A 20,259-nucleotide genomic window follows, 5' to 3' on the forward strand; every position below is an offset into this window, starting at 1 on the left:
TGGTGTGAAGCGCCCGACAGGTATAGTCCACTTCCCGCCAGCGGATCAAGATCGAACACAAGGTTGGCCGTGGGTCTTATCCGAGTTGAGACCTCGCGGAAAGTCGAGCGGTCCGTGTGCTCCTCGGCGGAAATATCCCGGTCGGCGCCCTCGAATGCCACAACCAACACCCTTGACACTCCCCGGCACTTGGGCAACTACTGGTCCTTGCGCATCGAAGCTGACAACGTTGTCCACTGCGCAGGGAGGGTACCCGTTGATGCAGCGGAAAGCTCGGCACAGATGGGGTTCGGCGGTCGTGTCGGCGACCGCCTTCACTTTGGCCCTGAGCTCACAGGGCGTTGCGGTCGCACTGCCCGAAGCCCCCGAGACCCCCGACCGGAGGTTCGCCTCCTCGTTCGAGCCGGACGACCCGGTTCCGGACTGGTTGAACACCGTCGACACGGCGCCCGACGGCAGCAAGAGGGCCTCCGGCGTCGACGGCGGCTACAGCAGCGGCATACCGGGCAATGTGACCGACCATGTCACCGACGTCCGGGCCAGCGCCGAGAACACGGGCGGGGGTGAGGTGAAGGAGAATCTCGTCGACGGCGAGCCGAGCACCAAGTGGCTCACCTTCGAGCCCACGGGCTGGGCCGAGTTCGACCTGGACAAACCAGTCAAACTGGTGCGTTACGCACTGACGTCGGCCAACGACCACGGCGAGCGCGACCCGAAGGCCTGGACCCTGAAGGGCTCCGCCGACGGCAAGGACTGGAAGACCCTCGACTCCCGCTCCGGCGAGTCCTTCTCCGAGCGCTTCCAGACGAAGACGTACGACATCGCGGAGCCCGCCCCGGCCGAGTACCGGCACTTCCGGCTCGACATCACCGGCAACAACGGCGGCGACATCCTCCAGCTCGCCGACCTCCAGCTCTCCACGGGCGGCGGCGAAGGGCCCGTGCCGCAGGACATGCTCTCCCTCGTCGACCGCGGCCCGAGCGGCTCCCCCACCGCCAAGGCGGGCGCCGGGTTCACCGGGAAACGGGCCCTGCGCTACGCCGGCCGGCACACCGCCGAGGGGCGGGCCTACTCGTACAACAAGGTCTTCGACGTGAACGTGGCCGTCGGCCGGAACACCGAGCTGTCCTACCGGATCTTCCCGTCGATGGCGGACGGCGACCTCGACTACGACGCGACGAACGTCTCCGTCGACCTCGCCTTCACCGACGGCACCCGGCTGAGCGAGCTGCGCGCCACCGACCAGCACGGCTTCCCGCTCACCCCGCGCGGGCAGGGCGAGGCGAAGATCCTCTACGTCAACCAGTGGAACAACGTGGCCTCGCGGATCGGGTCGGTGGCGGCCGGGAAGACCGTGGACCGGATCCTGGTGGCGTACGACTCGCCCAAGGGCCCGGCGAAGTTCCGGGGCTGGCTGGACGACGTGACCCTGGACTCCGTCGCCCCCGAGCGCCCGAAGGCGCATCTGTCGGACTACGCGGTGACGACCCGCGGCACCAACTCCAGCGGCGGCTTCTCGCGGGGCAACAACTTCCCGGCGACGGCGGTGCCGCACGGCTTCAACTTCTGGACGCCGGTGACCAACGCGGGCTCGCTGAGCTGGCTGTACGACTACGCACGCGGGAACAACGCGGACAACCTGCCGACGATCCAGGCGTTCAGCGCGAGCCATGAGCCGAGCCCCTGGATGGGCGACCGGCAGACCTTCCAGGTGATGCCGTCCCTCGCCACCGGCACCCCCGACCTCGGCCGGGAGGCCCGGGAGCTGGCCTTCCGGCACGAGAACGAGACGGCGCGGCCGTACTACTACGGGGTGCGGTTCGAGAACGGGCTGAAGGCCGAGATGGCGCCGACCGACCACGCGGCGGCCCTGCGCTTCACCTACCCCGGCGACGACGCGAGCGTCCTCTTCGACAATGTCACCGACCAGGCGGGCCTGACCCTCGACAAGGAGAACGGGATCGTCACCGGCTACTCGGACGTGAAGTCCGGGCTGTCGACGGGCGCGACCCGGCTGTTCGTCTACGGCACGTTCGACAAGCCGGTGACCGAGGGCTCGTCGTCCGGAGTGAAGGGCCATCTGCGCTTCAAGGCCGACGACCGGACCGTCACCCTGCGTCTGGCGACCTCGCTGATCAGCCTCGAACAGGCGAAGGACAACCTCCGCCAGGAGATCCCCGACGGCACGTCCTTCGAGGCCGTCAAGAAGAGCGCCCAGCGGCAGTGGGACCGGCTGCTCGGCAAGGTCGAGGTCGAGGGCGCGACACCGGACCAGCTGACGACGCTGTACTCCAGCCTCTACCGGCTGTACCTGTACCCGAACTCCGGTTTCGAGAAGGTCGGCGGGAAGCACCAGTACGCCTCGCCCTTCTCCCCCATGCCGAACCCGGACACCCCGACCCACACCGGCGCGAAGATCGTCGACGGCGAGGTGTACGTCAACAACGGCTTCTGGGACACCTACCGGACGACCTGGCCGGCGTACTCGTTCCTGACTCCGTCCCGGGCCGGTGAGCTGGTCGACGGGTTCGTGCAGCAGTACAAGGACGGCGGCTGGACCTCGCGCTGGTCCTCCCCCGGCTACGCGGACCTCATGACGGGCACGTCCTCGGACGTGGCGTTCGCAGACGCGTACGTGAAGGGCGTCGACTTCGACGCGAAGGCGGCCTACGACGCGGCCGTGAAGAACGCGACAGTCGTCCCCCCGAACCCGGGCGTCGGCCGCAAGGGCATGACCACCTCCCCCTTCCTCGGCTACACCAGCACCGAGACGCACGAGGGCCTGTCGTGGGCGCTGGAGGGCTACCTCAATGACTACGGCATCTCCCGTTTGGGCCGGAAGCTCTACGAGGAGACCGGCGAGCGGCGCTACAAGGAGGAGTCGGAGTACTTCCGCGACCGCGCCCAGGACTATGTGAACCTCTTCGACCCGAAGGCCGGTTTCTTCCAGGGCAAGGACGCGAAGGGCGACTGGCGGGTCGAGTCCTCGAAGTACGACCCGCGGGTCTGGGGCCACGACTACACCGAGACAAACGGGTACGGATACGCCTTTACCGCCCCTCAGGACAGCCGGGGTCTGGCGAATCTGTACGGCGGCCGGAAGGGGCTGGGAGACAAGCTCGACACCTACTTCTCCACGCCGGAGACCGCCTCCCCCGAGTTCGTCGGCTCCTACGGCGGTGTCATCCACGAGATGACCGAGGCGCGGGATGTGCGGATGGGCATGTACGGGCACTCCAACCAGGTCGCCCATCACGCGATCTACATGTACGACGCGGCCGGGCAGCCCTGGAAGGCGCAGAAGAACGTCCGCGAGGTGCTGTCCCGTCTGTACACGGGCAGCGAGATCGGCCAGGGCTACCACGGTGACGAGGACAACGGCGAGCAGTCGGCCTGGTACCTGTTCTCCGCGCTCGGCTTCTATCCGCTGGTGATGGGCAGCGGCGAGTACGCGATCGGCTCACCGCTGTTCACGAAGGCGACCGTGCATCTGGAGAACGGGCGCGAGCTGGTGGTGAAGGCGCCCCGGAACAGCGCGAGGAACGTGTATGTGCAGGGGCTGAAGGTCAACGGCCGGACCTGGTCCAAGACCTCCCTGCCGCACTCGGTCGTCGCCGAGGGCGGTGTCCTGGAGTTCGACATGGGCCCGCGGCCGTCGTCCTGGGGCACGGGCAAGCACGCCCAGCCCGTGTCGATCACCCGGGACGACGAGGTGCCGACGCCCCGCGCGGACGTGCTGAAGGGCGAGGGTGCCCTGTTCGACGACACGTCGGCGACGGACGCGGCGGTGACGTCCGTGGATCTTCCGGTCCCGGAGGGCGCCGAGGCGGTCCAGTACACGCTGACGTCGTCGTCGGACCGGGCGAAGGCACCGGCCGGCTGGACGCTCCAGGGCTCTTCCGACGGCGAGACCTGGCGGACGCTGGACCGGCGCTCCGACGAGTCCTTCGCCTGGGACAGGCAGACCCGCGCGTTCACGGTGAGGTCACCGGGTACGTACGAGAAATACCGCCTGGTCCTCGACGGCGAGGGCACCCTGGCGGAGGTCGAACTGCTCTCCTGAGCAATCGAGTTGGGGGTCTCATGCCGCTTCCCGTGCCCGTCCTGCCCGAGGGTGTCGACCCGGCCTGGCTGCCGCCCGCCGCCTTCCGGGCGGTGGGCAGCGGTCGGACGCTGATCCGTGGATCGGGTCCGCTGGTGGAGACGGTGCACGGGGAGGTGGCGGAGGCCTGCCGACGGTTCGGGGGCCGGGTCGTGCGCGACGCCGAGCCGGAGGGCGGCGCGTACGACCTGGTCCTCGACCTCGGCGTCCATGACCTCGGCGACGAGGACTTCACGCTCGCCCGGCAGGGCGGCACGACGGCCGTCACCGCCTCCGGCGGACGCGGGCTGCTCTACGGCCTGTTCCATGTCGTACGGCTCGGGGAGGCGGCGTTCACGGGCGAGCGGGAGCGGGAGAGACATCACCCCGCTCTCGCCCTGCGCATGCTCGACCACTGGGACAACGTCGCCGTGCACCCGGTCATGGGCCAGGTGGAGCGCGGGTACGCGGGCGGCTCGCTGTTCTGGGAGGACGGGCGGGCGCGCGGGGACCTGGAGCGGGTGCGGGCCTACGGGAGGCTGCTGGCGGCGTGCGGGATCAACGCGGTCGCCGTCAACAACGTCAATGTCCACGAGACCGAGGCGCATCTGCTGACCGACCGGATCGGCGAGGTCGCCGCGATCGCCGAGGCGCTGCAGCCCTACGGGATCCGCACCCACCTGTCCGTGTCCTTCGCCGCGCCGGTGCTGCTCGGCGGGCTGCCCACGGCCGACCCGCTGGACGAGGGCGTGCGCGGCTGGTGGGCCGAGGCCACGGGAGCGGTGTACGAGGCGATCCCCGACTTCGGCGGGTACGTGGTGAAGGCCGACTCGGAGGGCCAGCCCGGGCCGTTCGCCTACGGCCGCAGCCACGCCGACGGGGCCAACCTGCTGGCCGCCGCACTGGAGCCGTACGGCGGCACCGTGCACTGGAGGGCGTTCGTCTACGACCACTGCCAGGACTGGCGGGACCGGGGGACGGACCGGGCCCGGGCCGCGTACGACCACTTCGTGCCGCTGGACGGGGCGTTCGCCGACAACGCCGTGCTCCAGGTGAAGCACGGGCCGATCGACTTCCAGGTGCGCGAGCCGGTCTCGCCGCTGATCGGGGCGATGCCCGGCACCCGGCTGGCGGTGGAGCTGCAGGTCACCCAGGAGTACACCGGGCAGCAGCGGCATGTGTGCTGGCTGGGGCCGATGTGGAGCGAGGTGCTGCGCTTCCCGGCTGAACAGGGGTCTTCCGTCGGCGAGTTGACGCGGGGCGGGCTGATCGCCGTGTCCAACGCCGGCGACGACCCGTTCTGGACCGGGCATCCCCTCGCCCAAGCGAACCTCTACACCTTCGGGCGGCTGGCCTGGCGGCCGGACGCCGAGCCGGGAGAGGTGCTCGACGAGTGGATCGGGCTCACCTTCGGACCGGGGCCCGAGGCCGGGCTGCACGCCGTGTTCGACGGCTCGTGGCGGACGTACGAGAAGTACACCGCTCCCCTCGGCGTGGGCTTCATGGTGCAGCCGGGGCATCACTACGGGCCGAGCGTGGACGGCTACGAGTACAGCCCCTGGGGGACGTACCACTTCGCCGACCGGGACGGCATCGGCGTCGACCGCAGCGTGGCGACCGGCACCGGGTACGCCGGGCAGTACGCCAAGCCGTGGGCCGAGCTCTACGAGTCGCCGGACACCTGCCCCGACGAGCTGCTGCTGTTCTTCCACCACGTGTCGTACGGCCACACCCTGCACAGCGGCAAGACGGTGATCCAGCACATCTACGACACGCACTTCGAGGGCGTGGCGGAGGTCGAGGAGGCCCGGGAGCTATGGGCCTCGCTGGCCGGGCTGGTGGATCCGGTGCGCCACACGCGGGTGGCGGAGCGTTACGAGGAGCAGCTCCGTAGTGCCCGCGAGTGGCGCGACCAGATCAACAGCTACTTCTTCCGCAAGTCCGGGGTGCCGGACGAGCGGGGGCGGCGCGTCCACCCTTGACCTCGCGCGGCACGTCAGGCGTCGGGGAGTGACGCCGTGAGGTGCTCCCACGCCCCGTGGACCTGCTCCCCGACGATGCCGAACTGGGTGATGACCGCGACGCAGCGGCCGTCCTCGTCGTCGAGTTCGAGTGCCGAGGTCGGGCCGTGCGCGGCCGTGGAGCGGACGAGGTGGCAGGCGCGGACGCGCGCGAGGTCGATCTCCACCGAGCTGTCCGCGACCGCCGCGAACACCCGCCCGCCCACGGTCCGGTCGGTGACGTGCACCCGGCCGCCGCAGGCCTGCATCGCCGCCGGGGCGAACACCGCGACACCGATCGGCAGCCCGACGGAGCAGACGTGGTCGAGGACGGCGGCGACCACGCCGGTGTCGATCGGCCGGTGTTCGCCGCGGTACCGGTGGAAGGAGCGGCGTCTGGCGACGCCGCCGTCCGCGAGGATCGTGTCGAGCTGGGCGAGCTGGTCGCCGTTCTCCCAGGCCGGTGCCCCGGAGGCCGGGGCAGGTGGGGCGGCGGCCGGGGAACCGGCGTCGACGGTGCCCGCGAGGCCGGCCAGCAGCCGGTCTCCTTCCGACAGCAGCCGCCCCTGGTGCACGGTCCGGCCCCGCGCGTCCAGCAGTCGCAGCGCCACCGTGTCCTCGTCCCGCGCGACGACGGCCGAGGCGACCCCGGCGCTGTCGATGCGCAGCGCGATCTTGCCCGGGGGCACGCCGAACGCGTCCCCGCGCAGGCTCGGGACCGCGTAGCTGCCGGCCTGGTCGATCCGGGCGACCGGTCCCCCGGTGACCGCCTGGACGTACCGGAAGAGCGTCAGGCAGCGTGCCAGCTCCGGCATCCGGGCGTCGATCAGCCGCCCACTGCGCCTGCGCCGGCCGCAGCACCCTTCGAAGGCGCACCCTTGGTGGTCCGTCATGCTCAGTACACGTCCCGTACGTAGCGCTTGGCCCGGCGCAGGTTCGCCAGGTACTCGGCGGCGTCGTCACCGCCGCGTCGGCGCTGCTCGGCGACGACGGCCAGCAGGGCCTTCTCGACGTCCTTCGCCATCCGGGAGGCGTCACCGCAGACGTAGACGTGTGCGCCCTCCTCCAGCCACGCGTAGAGCTCGCGCGACCGCTCCCGCATCCGCGTCTGCACATAGACCTTCTCGGCCTGGTCGCGTGAGAACGCCAGATCCAGCTCGGTGAGCACACCGCGCTGCTGGAGCTCGGTCAGCTCGTCCTGGTACACGAAGTCCGTCTCGCGGTTCCGGTCGCCGAAGAACAGCCAGTTCCGTCCGGAGGCGCCGCGCGCGGCCCGCTCGTGGAGGAAGCCGCGGAAGGGGGCGATGCCCGTGCCGGGGCCGATCATGACCATGGGGGCATCGTCGTCGGCCGGGACGCTGAAGGAGGCGTTCGGCTGGAGGTAGATGCCCACGGTCGAGTCCGCGCCGACCCGGTCCGCCAGATACGTCGACGCCACGCCCTCGTACCTGTCGTACCGCACGGACGCGATCGTGAGGTGGACGCTGCCCGGGTGGGCGAGCGGGCTCGACGAGATCGAGTACTGGCGGGCCTGCAACGGCCGCAGGAACGGCAGCAGTTCGGCGAGGCCCGGTGCGGCCGGACCGGCGTCCCGGAGCAGGTCGAGCACATCCCGGCCCCAGAGCCAGGAGTCGAGGTCGGACCGGTCGCCGTGCGCGACGACCGAGGCGAGTTCGCTCGACGGGGCACGCTCGACGAGATCGGCGATCAGCTCCTTCGACGGGGTGCGGATCTCCCGTTCCGTGCGCAGGAGTTCGGCGGTCGCCTCGTCGCCGGCCGCACCGAGGTGCGCCAGCAACTCCCCCACCAGTGCGGGATCGTTCAGCGGTACGACGGCCAGGGCGTCGCCCGCCTCGTACGTGATGCCGCTGTCGCCGAGGTCGAACTCGTAGTGGCGGATCTCCTTCGCACTGTGCGGCGCGGACAGGAGCCGATTCGTGGCGAGCCGGGACCGGTAGGGGGTGCGCTTGTTCCACTGGGAGCGGGGCTTCTTCGGTGCCTCCGCGGCGCCGCTCCCCGTGCCCTTCGCGCCGGTCTCGGCGGCGACCAGGTCGAGCACCGCCGCCGTCCACTCCGCTGCGGGCTCCTCGAAGTCCACGTCGCAGTCGACGCGTTCATGCAGCCGGGTCGCCCCGAGCTGCTCCAGCCGGGTGTCGATGAGCTTCGCGGCCTGGCAGAAGTCGTCGTAGCCACGGTCGCCGAGGCCGAGCACCGAGTAGCGCACGCCTTCGAGGCGCGGGACCGTGTCGGACTGCAACGCCTCCCAGAACAGCCCGGCGTTGTCGGGCATCTCGCCCTCGCCGTAGGTCGACGTCACCACGATCACATGGGACATGGCGGCGAGCGCCTCGGGCGTGACGTCGTCGAGCGCGGTGGCCCGCCCGCCCAAGCCGCGCGCACGGGCACCGGCGACCACGTCGCCGGCCACCAGCTCGGCGTTGCCGGTCTGGGTGCCGATCAGCACGTCGATCGTGGCCGCGGGCGCGTCGGCGCCGGCGCTGTCCCGGCGTCCGGCGGCGGCGATACCGGCGATGAACCCGGCGAGCCAGGACTCCTGCTGGGCGGAGAAGGGCGCGTCGGCCGGGATGAGGGAGCCGCTCGGGGGCATGAGGGTCATGCGGTCACCGCCTCGGTCGGGGCCTGCGGAATGTGGGTGTGGCGTGCGGCGATGTCGTCGAGTGCCGCGGTCGCGAGCAGTTCGTCGAACCGGGCGGCACGGACCCGGCCCGCGTTCTTGGTGGTCTGGTGGATGATCCAGCCGTAGGTGCCGGGGGCGTCCACGCTGAGGTTGTTGCGCTGCCGCAGCGCGCGCTTGTAGTCGTCGAGGCGCTTGATGGCGATGAGCGTGGCGAGTTCGCCGTCGTCGAACCGCTCCAGCGTGCCGCGCAGGTACTTCACGACCCGCTGCTTGACGAAGAAGTCCTCGGTCAGCACCAGGTTCCGGACCGCCTCGGCGACCCGCGGATCGTCGGGGCCACTCGCCCCCGGCACCCGCTTCAGCGCGAGGTCCTGCGCGACGCCGAGCACCGTGTACGACGACAGCAGCGAGAACATGTCGTCGCTGCCCTGGTCGCCGAAGGCGGGGGCCCGGCCGCCGAGCACGGTGCGGCGGTCGCGGTAGTCGACCTTGAACGCGCGGAGCTTGTCGGTCGCGATCGAGCCGGCCAGCTCGTCGAGCAGCTCGGAGCGGGTCGCGGCGGCGAGGATCTCGCCGGCGTCCTGGTAGAGGAGCAGCGCGCGGGGCATCCCGCAGTACACGTGCCGCCGTTCGCTCTCCCAGTTCTCCAGCAGCCGTGCCGCGAGCGGCGATCCGGTGGCTTGGAGATGCCACTCCAGCAGCAGCCGTACGGCCGCCTCGTGGAAGGCGCCGTGCCCGGTGTCGGTCACCGGGAACACCAGCAGCGAGTCGGCGCTCACCCGGTCGCGCAGTGCGCCCGACGGGTCGTACTGGTAGAGGAACCCGCCGCTCATGCCGTTGCCCAGGCCCTTGCCGAAGCCGCCGAGGTTGAGCACGGTGCCGCCGGTCATGTACTCGCAGCCGAAGTCGCCGAGGCCCTCGACGACGGCCGTGGCGCCGGAGTTGCGCACGGCGAACCGGTCACCGGCCTCGCCCTGCACGAACGTCCGGCCGCCGGTCGCACCGAACAACGCGAAGTTCCCGACCAGTACGTTGCCGCCGCGTTCGGCGGCGCCGCCGCCCGGGGCGCGGACGACGATCCGGCCACCGCTCTGGCTCTTGCCGACGCCGTCGTTGGCGGTGCCGGTGTGTTCCAGGGTGATGCCGTCGTTGCAGAACACACCGTACGACTGGCCGGCCGATCCGGTGGTGCGGATGCGGACGGCGTCGTCGACGAGGCGGTGGCGGCCGCGGTCGTCGGTGATGACGGCGGGGGCATCCGCTGTGAGGCCGCCGTGGTTGAGGAGCCGCTCCACGTCGATGGAGAGCTGCCCGCCGACCGACTTGTCGCTGTTGCCGAGGCGGACGCCCTCGACGAGCAGGGACGGCTCGCGCCGGTCGACGAGTGCCTCCCGCACGCGCTCGATCATGGCGTCGTCGGTGCTGAAGTCCTTCTCCAGGTATTCCGGTTCCGCGACGACCTTCTCCGCCGCGCGGGCCAGCAGCCGGCGGACGTCCAGGCGCCCGACGCTCGCCGGGTGGTCGAGGAGCTGCAGCAGGTCCGTACGCCCCCGGGCCTCCCGCAGGGACCGCAGCCCGAGGCGGGCGAGGATCTGCCGGACGTCGTGTGCGATGTTGAGCAGGTACTGCGCGAGGGCGCGCGGGTCGCCCTCGAAGGCCTCGGCGTTGGTGGTGAGCCCGGCGGGGCACTTCACGTTGCAGTTCTTCGCCATGACGCAGCCGAGCATCATCAGCGCGGTCGTACCGAACTCGAAGCTGTCGGCCCCGAGCAGCGCGGAGGTGACGACGTCGCCCCCGGTCTGGTGCGCGCCCGAACACCGGAGCACGACCTTCTGCCGCAGGCCGTTGGCGACCAGCGCCTGGTGCACCTCGGCGACGCCGATCTCCGCCGAACGCCCCGCGTACTTCAGGCTCGTGACGGCGGCGGCTCCCGTGCCGCCGGTGTTCCCGGCGATGTTGATGACGTCCGCGCCGGCCTTGGCGACACCGACCGCGATGGTGCCGATGCCTTCCGAGGACACCAGCTTCACGATGACCCTGACCCGGGCGGCCTTGCAGTCGTGGATGAGCTGGGCGAGGTCCTCGATGGAGTAGGTGTCGTGGTGCGGGGGCGGGGAGATCAGCTCGATGCCGGGGGTGCCGCCCCGCGCGGCGGCGATGTCCACCGTCACCTTCGGCGCGGGCAGCTGCCCGCCCTCGCCGGGCTTGGCGCCCTGCCCGATCTTGATCTCGAGTTCCTCCAGCATCGGGTCGGCGAGATAGCCCGCCCAGATGCCGAACCGGCCCGACGCGAACTGCTTGATCCGGGAGCCCCGGACGGTGCCGTACCGGGTGTGGTGCTCGCCGCCCTCACCGCTGTTGGACATCGCGCCGACCATGTTCGTGCCGTGCGCGACGGCCTCGTGCGCGGTCGCCACGAGCGCCCCGTGGCTCATCGCGCCGGAGGCGAGGGAGCGGGTGATCTCGTGCGCCGGCTGCACCTCGTCGAGCGGGACGCTGTCGGGGGCGTGGTCCAGGAGGGCGAGGAGCCGGGCGGCGGTGCCGGTGGCGGTGACGTCCACGCCCTCGGCGGTCACGGAGAGCGTCTCGACCTCGCCGGGGTGCGCGAGGGCGAGGCCTTCGGCGAGGGCGGCGTGGCGCTCGCCGTCTCCGGCCAGACACAGCCGGAAGGTGGCCGGGTCCACGGCGGTCGCCGTGACCCCGCGGACGGTGACGCTCGCGTTGCCGCTCGTCGAGAACCGGCCCAGCTCGCGCGCGAAGTCCTCCGGCGTACGCAGCCCGGTGACGTCGGCCGGCAGGGCGAGCACGTCACGCAGCGCGGAGGGGCGGCGGGAGCGCTCCTCGTGCGTGGTCCGCAGGAAGGCGCGGTACCCGGGCGTGATCCGGAACGCGTCGATCTCGGCGTCGCTCAGCCGGTCGTAGCCGGTGTTCCGGTAGGCGGCGTCGGTGATGCCGAAGGCGTCGTCGAGGCGTCCGAGCGTGAGCAGACGCAGCGCGTCCGGGTCGCCCTCCCTGCCGAACTCCGGCTTCTCCTCGGTCATCCCGCCGAAGCCGCGCACCGCGGAGACACCGAACGAGTGCCCGGCGCCGTCCGACCGCTCCTTGAACAGCCCGAGCAGGGGCACCTGCTGCTCGCTCCCGACCGTACGGGCCCGTTCGTGCCAGTCCGTCGCGGCCTGCGCGATCCGCGCGAACCCGACACCGCCGACCGGGGCATCCATGTAGGGGAAGACCCGTGCGAACACGTCGTCGCGGGTGTCGAGGTAGTTCGGCTCGAAGAACGCGCCCCCGATGTAGCTCTCGGCGGTGCACAGCCCGACCCGGCCCATCGTCTTCGCGAGGGACTTCTCGGCGGCCTTGCGGAACCTCGCGAGCGCGCGGTCCGTCTCGGTGACCTCGCCCGCGGGGGCCGGTGCGCTCGGGTACTTCTCCTCGGCGCGCAGCCGGGCGGAGAGGCTGTAGACGGCGGAGGCGCCGAAGCCGAGCGCGGTCGCGACATGGTGCGACGAGGCCAGCTGGCCGCTCTCCGCCACGAGCGAGACGCGCAGCCGCAGCCCGGTCTCGATGAGCCGCTGGTTGACGGCCGCGACGGCGAGGATCACCGGCAGCGGAGCCCGCGTGGAGGACACGGCCCGGTCGGTGAGGAGCGCGATGCCGCCCCGCTCGGCGGCGAACCGCTCGACGTCGTCGCAGAGCCTGTGCAGCGCCGACCGCAGCGCGTCGGCGTTCGCCGTCTCGTCCCCGGCCACCGGCTCGTAGAGCATGTCGAACCGCTCCAGCGGCACGGTCCGCTGGTCGCGCAGCCGGACCATGTCGAGGTGCCCGAGCACCGGCGAGGACACCACGAGCTGCCGGCAGCCGGTGCTGCCGGTGCCGTCGGGCTTCGGGCCGAGCGCGACCCGCATGCTCATGCCGTCGGCCTCGCGGATGCTGTCCAGCGGCGGGTTGGTGACCTGGGCGAAGCGCTGCGAGAAGTACTTGGCCATGCCGCCCTCGGTGTCGCTGAGCGCGTTGATGGCGTTGCCGTAGCCCATCGCGGAGATCCGCTCCGACCCGTCGGCGAGCATCGGGTCGAGCATGAACCGGAAGCTCTCCTGGTTCAGCGAGTACGCCACGTACCGCCCGGCGAGGGTGAGGTCGCCGTCGTACCCGAGCGTCGTCGTGCCGCGGTCGTAGCCGGGGGCGGGCAGGTCGTCGAGGTTCTCCCGGGCCGCGGCGAGCAGTTCGGAGTACGGCCGGCGCGCGGCGAGCGCGTCGAGGACGTCCCGGGTGCGCATCCGGCGGCCGGTGCGGTGGTCGAAGACGAGCATGCCGCCGGCCTCGATACGGCCCCGGTGCACGACCTCCTCGTCAGGGAAGGCGACCTGCCCGGCCTCCGAGGCCACCATCAGGTACTCGGCGGTCTCGACGGTCCGCAGCGGACGCAGCCCGAGCCGGTCGAGTCGGGCACCGACGACATCGCCGTCGCTGAAGATCACGGCGGCCGGGCCGTCGTTCTTCTCCTCGTACAGCGAGTAGTACTCCAGCATGTCGCGGACGGCGGAGGGCAGGGTGCGGTCGTTCTCCCACGCGGGCGGCATCAGCGACACGACCGCCTCGACGAGGTCCAGACCGTCGTCGAACACCCGGCTCTGCAGGGTCTGGTCGAGCCGGCTGGAGTCGGACTGCCCGGGCGGACGCACGATGCTCCGGGTGCGGGCCCGGGCGAGGGCCTCGTCGGAGAGCCGGTTCTTGCGGTCGGTGTTCAGCTCGCCGTTGTGCGCCATCAGGCGGAACGGCTGCGCCATGGTCGGGTGCGGTTCGGTGTTCGTGGAGAACCGGGTGTGGAAGTACAGCGTCCGGACGGCGTGCTGCGGGTCGCACAGGTCACGGAAGTACCCGATGACCTCCCCCGAGTTGAGCCGCCCCTTGAGCACCTGGGTGCGCGCGCTCAGCGACAGCGGGTACAGCCCGGCGTATGTGTCGTCGTCGGCGTAGGCGACGGACTCGATCGCGAGCAGGGCGCGGTTCGCGGCGGCGTCGACGTCGGCGCGACGCCAGGCGTCCGGGGCACGGAACACCCACTGCACCAGGGGCAGTTGGTCGCGCTCGGCGGCGGGCCTGGCCACGGAGTGGTCGACGGGGACGTCCCGGACGAGCAGCGTCTCGAAGCCCTGCTCGGCGAGGCACCGGCCGACGAGGTCCACGGCGTCGCCGCGGCGGCCGGCGTCGGTCGGCACGAAGCAGTTGGCGACACCGAAGTGGCCGGCCCGCAGGCTCTCGCCGGTGATCGCGCCGAAGAACTCCACCGACAGATCGACGCTCACTCCCGCGCCGTCCCCCACGCCCTCGGCGGAGGCGCCGCCGCGGTGCGGGATGGCGCAGAGCGCTTCGTCGCCCTTGCGGATGACGTCATGGCTCGGCGTCCCGTCGAGGCGGGTGATGAATCCGACGCCGCAGTCGCTGTGGTCGCGGGCAGGGTCGTACAGACCGAAGGGGGAGTGAGGCATGCGGGTCCTGTGAGCGTGTGCCGGCTGGGGGTACCTCCCAGCGCCTGGAGGCACTGGGGAGGAACGGCCAGGCTGCGTCGCTGAAGCGCTCGCCGCGGGCGGACCGGTGGGACGGCCGTGCCCTGAGTGGTGCGATGGATCACGGTAAGGCTTACCTAAGTTATTGGGCAAGTGTGCATCAATGAAGGATCGCCACGCCCAGGGGGTCGAGGACCAGGGGTTCGCCCTGGTCCACGCGCTTGCCGGTGAGCAGGTCGGTGGCGGTGGAGTGGGCGGTGAGACGGGCCGGTTCGGGGGCGTGGTTGAGGAGGAAGAGCAGGCGGGTGCCGTCGGGGGCGACCCGGGTGGCCGTCTCGACCGCCGGGTGGTCGGCGTAGGGGCCGAGCAGGTCGTGGCGGGCCAGGATCCGGCGGACGACTGTGTCGACGCCCGGCTGGTCGAGGGCGGTGGCGACGTACCAGCCCTCGCCGTCGCCGAAGCGGTTGCGGGTCACGGCCGGGGTGCCCGCGTAGAAGTCGGTGCCGTAGGTGGCGACCGGTTCGGCGCCGCGCGGGAGCACGATCTCGAAGACGAGCCGGGCCTCGGCCGCCAGCTCGGGGACGGTCTGGGTGAACTCCGGCGGGCGGGCGTCCCATTCGTCGACGCGGACGCCCATGAGGGGGGCGAGCGGGCCGGGGACGTCGGTGAGGAAGGCGCGGTCGTGTGCGTCGACGCGGCCGGAGAGGAAGGTGGCCAGGACCGTGCCGCCGCGTGCCGCCACAGCTTCGAGGCGGGTGGCGAGGTCACCCTTGACCACGTACAGGGCGGGCGCGAGGACCACGTCGTAGGGCGTGAGGTCGGCTGTCTGCGGGATGACGTCCACGTCGGCGCCGGCCTCGCGGGCGGCCCGGTAGTAGGCGTGGACCACGTCCGGGTACTTGACCAGCCGGGACGGTCCGTCGGAGATCTCCAGGGCCCACCAGCTGTCCCAGTCGAAGAGCAGGGCGGTGCGGGCCGGGGTGCGGGCGCCGAGGGTCCGGTTGCCCAGGATCCCCAACTCCCCTCCCAGTTCGGCGACTTCGCGGAAGACACGGGTGTCGTCGCGACCCGCGTGGCCGATGACCGCCCCGTGGTACTTCTCGCAGGCGCCCCGTGACGCGCGCATCTGGAAGTAGAGGGCGGCGTCGGCGCCGTGGGCGAGGGCCTGGAAGGTGGCGAGGCGCAGTTCGCCGGGGCGCCGGAGCGGGTTGACGTCGCGGCAGGCGGTGGTGGACGGCGTGTGCTCCATCAGCCAGAAGGGGGCGCCGTCCTTCAGCCCGCGCATCAGGTCGTGGGCGAGGGCGGGCCGGGTCGGCGGGGCGTCGAGGGGCGGGTAGCTGTCCCAGGAGGCGAAGTCGAGGTGGGGCGCCCAGCGGTGGTAGTCGAGGGGGCGAAAGGTGCCCATGAAGTTGGTGGTGACGGGTGTGTCGGGGTCGTGGGCGCGGATCACCTCCTTCTCGGCGAGGAAGCAGCCGAGGAGGGCGTCGGTGGTGAAGCGGAAGTAGTCGAGGGTGATGCCCTGAAACGCGGTGTGGTTGGGGCCGCGCCAGTGCTCGGTGAGGGCGTTCGGCGGCTCGATCTGGTCCCAGTCGGTGTAGCGGTGCGACCAGAAGGTGGTCCACCAGGCGTCGTTGAGGGCGTCGAGGGTGCCGTGCCGGTCGCGCAGCCACGCCCGGAACGCCTCGGCGCACAGCTCGCAGTAACAGACGCCGCCGTACTCGTTGTTGATGTGCCAGGCGAGCAGGGCCGGGTGGTGCGCGTACCGTTCGGCGAGGCGGGAGGCCATCGCGGTGGCGTGCTCGCGGTACGCCGGTGAGCTGGGGCAGAAGTTGTGGCGCTGGCCGTAGCGGTGGCGGCGGCCCTCGAAGTCGGTGCGGTTGACCTCGGGGTGCCGCTTGGCGAGCCAGGGCGGGAGGGCGGCGGTACCGGTGGCCAGGCAGACCTGCCGGCCTTCGGCGGCGGCCCGGTCGAGAACGCGGTCCAGGACCGTGAAGTCGTAGGTGTCCGGGGCCGGTTGGGTGAGGGACCAGGTGAAGACGCCGACGGTGAGCGTGTCGATGCCGGCCCGGGTGAACAGGCGGTGGTCGTCGTCCCAGACGCCCTCGGGCCACTGCTCGGGGTTGTAGTCGCCGCCGTAGGGGATCTTCGGGGTGCGGGGCGCGCTCATGCGGTGAACTCCTCCTGGGTCTCGGTGATCACCGTGCGGCTGCCGTGCAGCAGGGACAGCAGCAGCGGGGCGGCCAGCAGGGCGGGCAGGGCCTCGGTCAGCCACGCGGTCAGGGCGGCCGTCAGGATCAGCAGGGAGGCCGCGGCGAGGGTGGCTCGGCCGTGCCGGAACAGGAAGTACCCGGCGAGGCGGGCGGTGTCCCGGGCGCGGAAGGTGAACAGCGAGGTGAGGACGAGGGCGTGCGCGCCCCAGAGGAGGGCGCCCGCTCCGATCGCCGCGAGCAGCAGCGCCCACCAGCCGGGCAGGCCCGTCGCGGAGAAGTGGGTGAGGGTGAAGGCGATGACCGTCAGCCAGGCCAGCAGGGGCGTCCACAGCTTCAGGGCCGGTACGGCGTTGAGCCGCCAGCCGCGCAGGAAGGCGCGGGCCGGACGCAGCGCGGTGAGGTCGCGGCTGCGGTGGTGGAGGGCGTAGAGCGCGGCGGACAGGGCCGGTCCGAGGGGCAGCAGGCACAGGGCCGCGAGCGGGAGGCCCGCCGGGTCGGGGCCGAGCAGGAGCAGGCCCGCCAGGCCCGGGGAGGCGGTGAGGAGCAGCAGCGCCTCGACGGTCAGGACGGTGTGGATCAGGGCGGCGGCACGGGAGAGGGCGCCGGTGCCGAAGTCGGAGGCGCGGACGGTGCTCATGCCGTCACCTCCCGGCCGAGCAGGCGCCGCTCGTCCCACCAGGGCGGCGTCTCGTCCACGACGGGCGTGAGCTCGACCAGGGTGACCTCGTGGCGGCTCAGGGTGAGCGGGAGGTCGACGCGGCCGTCCTCGGTGGTCAGACGCCGGTGGGTGCGCGCGGGCTCGGCGGCCTCGTGCAGGACGTCGAGCTGCCCGGGTTTCGGGGAGGCCGGGCTGCCCAGGTGCCGCCAGGCCGTGTACGCGTTGCCCCGCTCCTCGTCCACGGAGGAACGGCGGACGAAGACCTCGCCTCCGCGCACCGGCAGGGACAGGCGCAGGGTGTGCCGGTCGGGGCCGGGGGTCTCGCCGGTCGGGTCGACGGGTGCCCAGGCCAGGACGGTGACCCGGCCGTCGTGGTGCCGGGTGACCAGGTGGTCGTCGCCGCGCGCGAGCACGTCGGGTCCCAGCCGGGCCATGAACGCGTAGAGGTGGTACGTCGGCTTGCGCACCTGCCGGTGGGTGAGGAGCCCGAACCCGCCGTGGAACAGCGCGGTCGGCACCCCGGCCTCCTCGAAGACGTCGCTGAACGTCCAGTACGAGAAGGAGTCGGCGTGCTCGCCGCCGTTCGCCACGACTGGGGCGAGGTAAGCGGCGTGGAAGGCGGTGTCGTGCACCGGATTGTCCGGCCGGTAGGAGGAGTTGAACTCGGTGATGTGCACCGGGAGTCCGGCGTACCGGGTCCCTTCCAGCTGCCGTCTCGGCGTGGCGAACTGGTCGAGCAGGCCGGACGCCGGTCCCAGGGTCTGGTGGACGCCGAACGGCACGTGCTGGGCGGGGCCGGAGGTGTAGGCGTGCCGGGAGACGAAGTTCAGCGGCACGTCATGGCGGTCGGTGAACTCGGCGAACCGCTCCAGCCACTCGTCCGCGCCGGGCGAGATCGCCGGACCGCCGACCTGGATCCCGGCGTCCACCTCCTTCACGGCGTGCGCGGTCACCTCGTACAGCCGGTGGTAGGCCTTCTCGTCGGCGTCCTGCCAGAAGTCGGGCAGATTGGGCTCGTTCCACACCTCGACGGGCCAGGTGCGGACCTCGTCGAGGCCGTAGCGGTCGACGAGATGCGTGAGGAGGGCGCGGACCAGGTCGGCCCACTCCTGGTGCGAGCGAGGCGGGGTGACGTTGCCGCGCCACCAGAACACGGTCTGCTCGCCCGAGGCCAGCTCGCCCGGCATGAAGCCGAGTTCGAGGAAGGGACGGATACCGAGGCCGAGGTAGGCGTCGAGGACCTGGTCGACGTGGGTGAAGGAGTGCCGGACGTGCCGGCGGCCCTGCCATTCGTAGGGCCGGTGCACCGCCATGCCGTCGCTGAGCAGGCCGTGGCCCCGGATGTACCGGAAGCCGATGTCGCGCCGCAGGACTCTCAGCGACTCCTGGTAGTCGGCGCGCAGGGCGAGTTCGAGACGGCCGGTGCCGACGCAGTGCCGCCAGGCGTCGGTCAGCCGGCCGCTCGGCGTATCGGGGACGCGGAGGATCACCCGTTCTCCTTCTTGAACCGCTCGTACGCCTTGTTGTGCAGGTCGACGAGCTGCTGCATGTTCTTCGACTTCAGCTCGGAGAGGTACGCGTTCCACTGGGACATCGGCCGCTTGCCGAGCACGAACTGGAGGGTGTTCTGGATGACGGTGTCCTTGAGGGGGGTGTCCCAGAGGGTCGCCTGTTCCTGCTCGAAGGACTGGAGCGGGTGGGCCGGGTCGATGGGCAGCTGCTCGCGCTGGGCCATGGCGTCCTGGAACTTCTCCTCGTCCGGGCTGAACGAGGAGGAGACCAGGTCCCAGCTGCCGCCGTAGGTGAAGACGCCGTTGAAGAAGCCGTAGTCCTTCTGGAGGTCCTTCGGGGCGTCCGGGTCGGAGCCCATGAGGGAGATGCCGGGCTTCAGCTCGTAGCCGCCGCCGGAGCCGGTGTAGGTGACGCCCTCGACACCCCACTTGCAGAACTTCTGGCCCTCGTCCGAGTACCAGAGCCAGTCGAGGAACTGCATCATCGCGACGAAGCTGTCGCTCTTGAGGGCCTTGCTGGAGACCATCACCCCGTTCTCCAGGCGGCTGCCGCCCAGCACCACCGGACCGGCGGGCCCGAGGGGCACCGGGACCATCTCGATCTTCGCGCCCTTGACCTGCTTCTGAAGGTTGTAGCGATAGTTCTGCACCAGCTCCTGGGGGTTGGCGCTCATCACGTAGGTCTTCTCGGCGAGGAGCTTCTGCACGGCCTGGTCGTCGGTCTGGCTGAAGCTCTCGGGGTCCATGAGCTTCTCGGCGACGAGCTTGCGCAGATACTCCACCATCTGGCGGTAGGAGTCCCGGGCGCCGGTGAAGACGTACTTCCCCGCCTTGTGGTCGAAGCTGATGTTGTCGTACGTCCAACCGGCCTTGACGCCGAACGCCTGGCCCAGATAGCTGAACAGGGCGCCGCAGGGGAACGGGGTGTTGGTGCTCCAGCGGTCGGAGAAGGGGTACTTGCCGGGGTACTCCCCCTTGAGCGCCTTGAGGACGTCGTACACCTCGTCCCAGGTGGTGGGCAGGCTCAGCCCGTGCTTGTCGAGGACGTCCGTGCGGAAGGACAGCGAGTAGCCGGACTTGGCCTTCTCGTGCAGGCCGGGCAGCAGGTAGTACTTGCCGTCGGACTGACGGATCGAGTCGAGCTCGGGCTCCAGCTTCCACTTGCGCACCTTGTCGCGGAAGTTGGGCATCAGATCGACGTACTCGCTGACCGCGAGGACCGCGCCCGAGGAGACGAAGGCGACCTCCGAGGGGTGGTACGTCTTCGGGATGAGGAACGGGGCGTCCCCGGCCCCGATGAGGACACTGCGCTTCTTCTCGTAGTCGGCCAGCGGGACGTCGACCGGCTTGAGGGTGACCCCGGTGCGCTTGGTGAGCTCCTTCCAGAACAGCCAGCCGTCCTTCATCGGGTACACCGGGTTGTTGTTGTGCAGAACGGAGAAGGACAGCGGCTCGGCCGCCTTGAACTGCTGGCCGGCGCGGTAGTTCTTCATCGCGCCGTTCCGCTTCTTGGAGAGGTCCTTGGAGTCGCCCCCGTCCTCGCCGCTGCCGCAGCCGGTGACCGTGGCGAGCCCGATGAAACCGGCGGCGGCGAGGATCTGGCGCCGCGAGAGCTGTCCTGCGTTCTGCACGGAGACTCCTTTGTTCCGTAAGC

General features: G+C 71.2%; 9 protein-coding genes. 2 read left to right on the forward strand and 7 right to left on the reverse strand.

All coding sequences use genetic code 11. The features are described from left to right. The first annotated feature begins 259 nt into the window (after positions 1-259). Together NNW99_RS07655 and NNW99_RS07660 are read left to right on the forward strand one after the other, a co-directional pair. Positions 260-4,063, forward strand: coding sequence for a GH92 family glycosyl hydrolase (locus NNW99_RS07655; RefSeq protein WP_215117949.1), 3,804 nt, complete (start codon positions 260-262; stop codon positions 4,061-4,063). A gap of 20 nt (positions 4,064-4,083) precedes the next feature. After that, a complete protein-coding gene (locus tag NNW99_RS07660) occupies positions 4,084-6,063 on the forward strand; it encodes an alpha-glucuronidase (RefSeq protein WP_215117950.1) in 1,980 nt (659 codons plus the stop codon). Positions 6,064-6,077: 14 nt separating this feature from the next. On the opposite strand, the gene NNW99_RS07665 is transcribed toward NNW99_RS07660, so the two are convergent. The 7 genes from NNW99_RS07665 to NNW99_RS07695 form a co-directional block, all read right to left on the reverse strand. After that, complete coding sequence (locus tag NNW99_RS07665) at positions 6,078-6,974, reverse strand: hypothetical protein (protein ID WP_215117951.1); 897 nt, start codon at positions 6,972-6,974, stop codon at positions 6,078-6,080. A gap of 2 nt (positions 6,975-6,976) precedes the next feature. Further along, positions 6,977-8,698, reverse strand: coding sequence for a sulfite reductase flavoprotein subunit alpha (locus NNW99_RS07670; protein WP_215117952.1), 1,722 nt, complete (start codon positions 8,696-8,698; stop codon positions 6,977-6,979). Continuing rightward, a complete protein-coding gene (locus NNW99_RS07675) occupies positions 8,695-14,208 on the reverse strand; it encodes a glutamate synthase-related protein (RefSeq protein WP_215117953.1) in 5,514 nt (1,837 codons plus the stop codon). The genes NNW99_RS07670 and NNW99_RS07675 overlap by 4 nt, the downstream gene beginning before the upstream one ends. A gap of 178 nt (positions 14,209-14,386) precedes the next feature. Further along, positions 14,387-16,393 (reverse strand): beta-galactosidase, encoded by a 2,007-nt coding sequence (locus tag NNW99_RS07680; RefSeq protein WP_215117954.1) that lies wholly within the window; start codon positions 16,391-16,393, stop codon positions 14,387-14,389. Further along, positions 16,390-17,073 carry a hypothetical protein gene (locus NNW99_RS07685; RefSeq protein WP_215117955.1) on the reverse strand — a complete coding sequence of 228 codons (684 nt, stop codon included), beginning with the start codon at positions 17,071-17,073 and terminating at the stop codon, positions 16,390-16,392. Before NNW99_RS07685 ends, NNW99_RS07680 begins: the two co-directional genes overlap by 4 nt. Further along, the gene (locus NNW99_RS07690) at positions 17,070-18,581 is read right to left on the reverse strand and encodes a xylan 1,4-beta-xylosidase (protein ID WP_215124195.1); all 1,512 of its coding nucleotides are present in this window, start codon (positions 18,579-18,581) and stop codon (positions 17,070-17,072) included. Before NNW99_RS07690 ends, NNW99_RS07685 begins: the two co-directional genes overlap by 4 nt. Then, the gene (locus NNW99_RS07695; protein WP_215117956.1) at positions 18,581-20,236 is read right to left on the reverse strand and encodes an extracellular solute-binding protein; all 1,656 of its coding nucleotides are present in this window, start codon (positions 20,234-20,236) and stop codon (positions 18,581-18,583) included. Before NNW99_RS07695 ends, NNW99_RS07690 begins: the two co-directional genes overlap by 1 nt. Positions 20,237-20,259 lie beyond the last annotated feature (23 nt).

The organism is Streptomyces sp. CRCS-T-1 (genome assembly GCF_024442335.1).
Taxonomy (GTDB): Bacteria; Actinomycetota; Actinomycetes; order Streptomycetales; family Streptomycetaceae; genus Streptomyces; species Streptomyces koelreuteriae.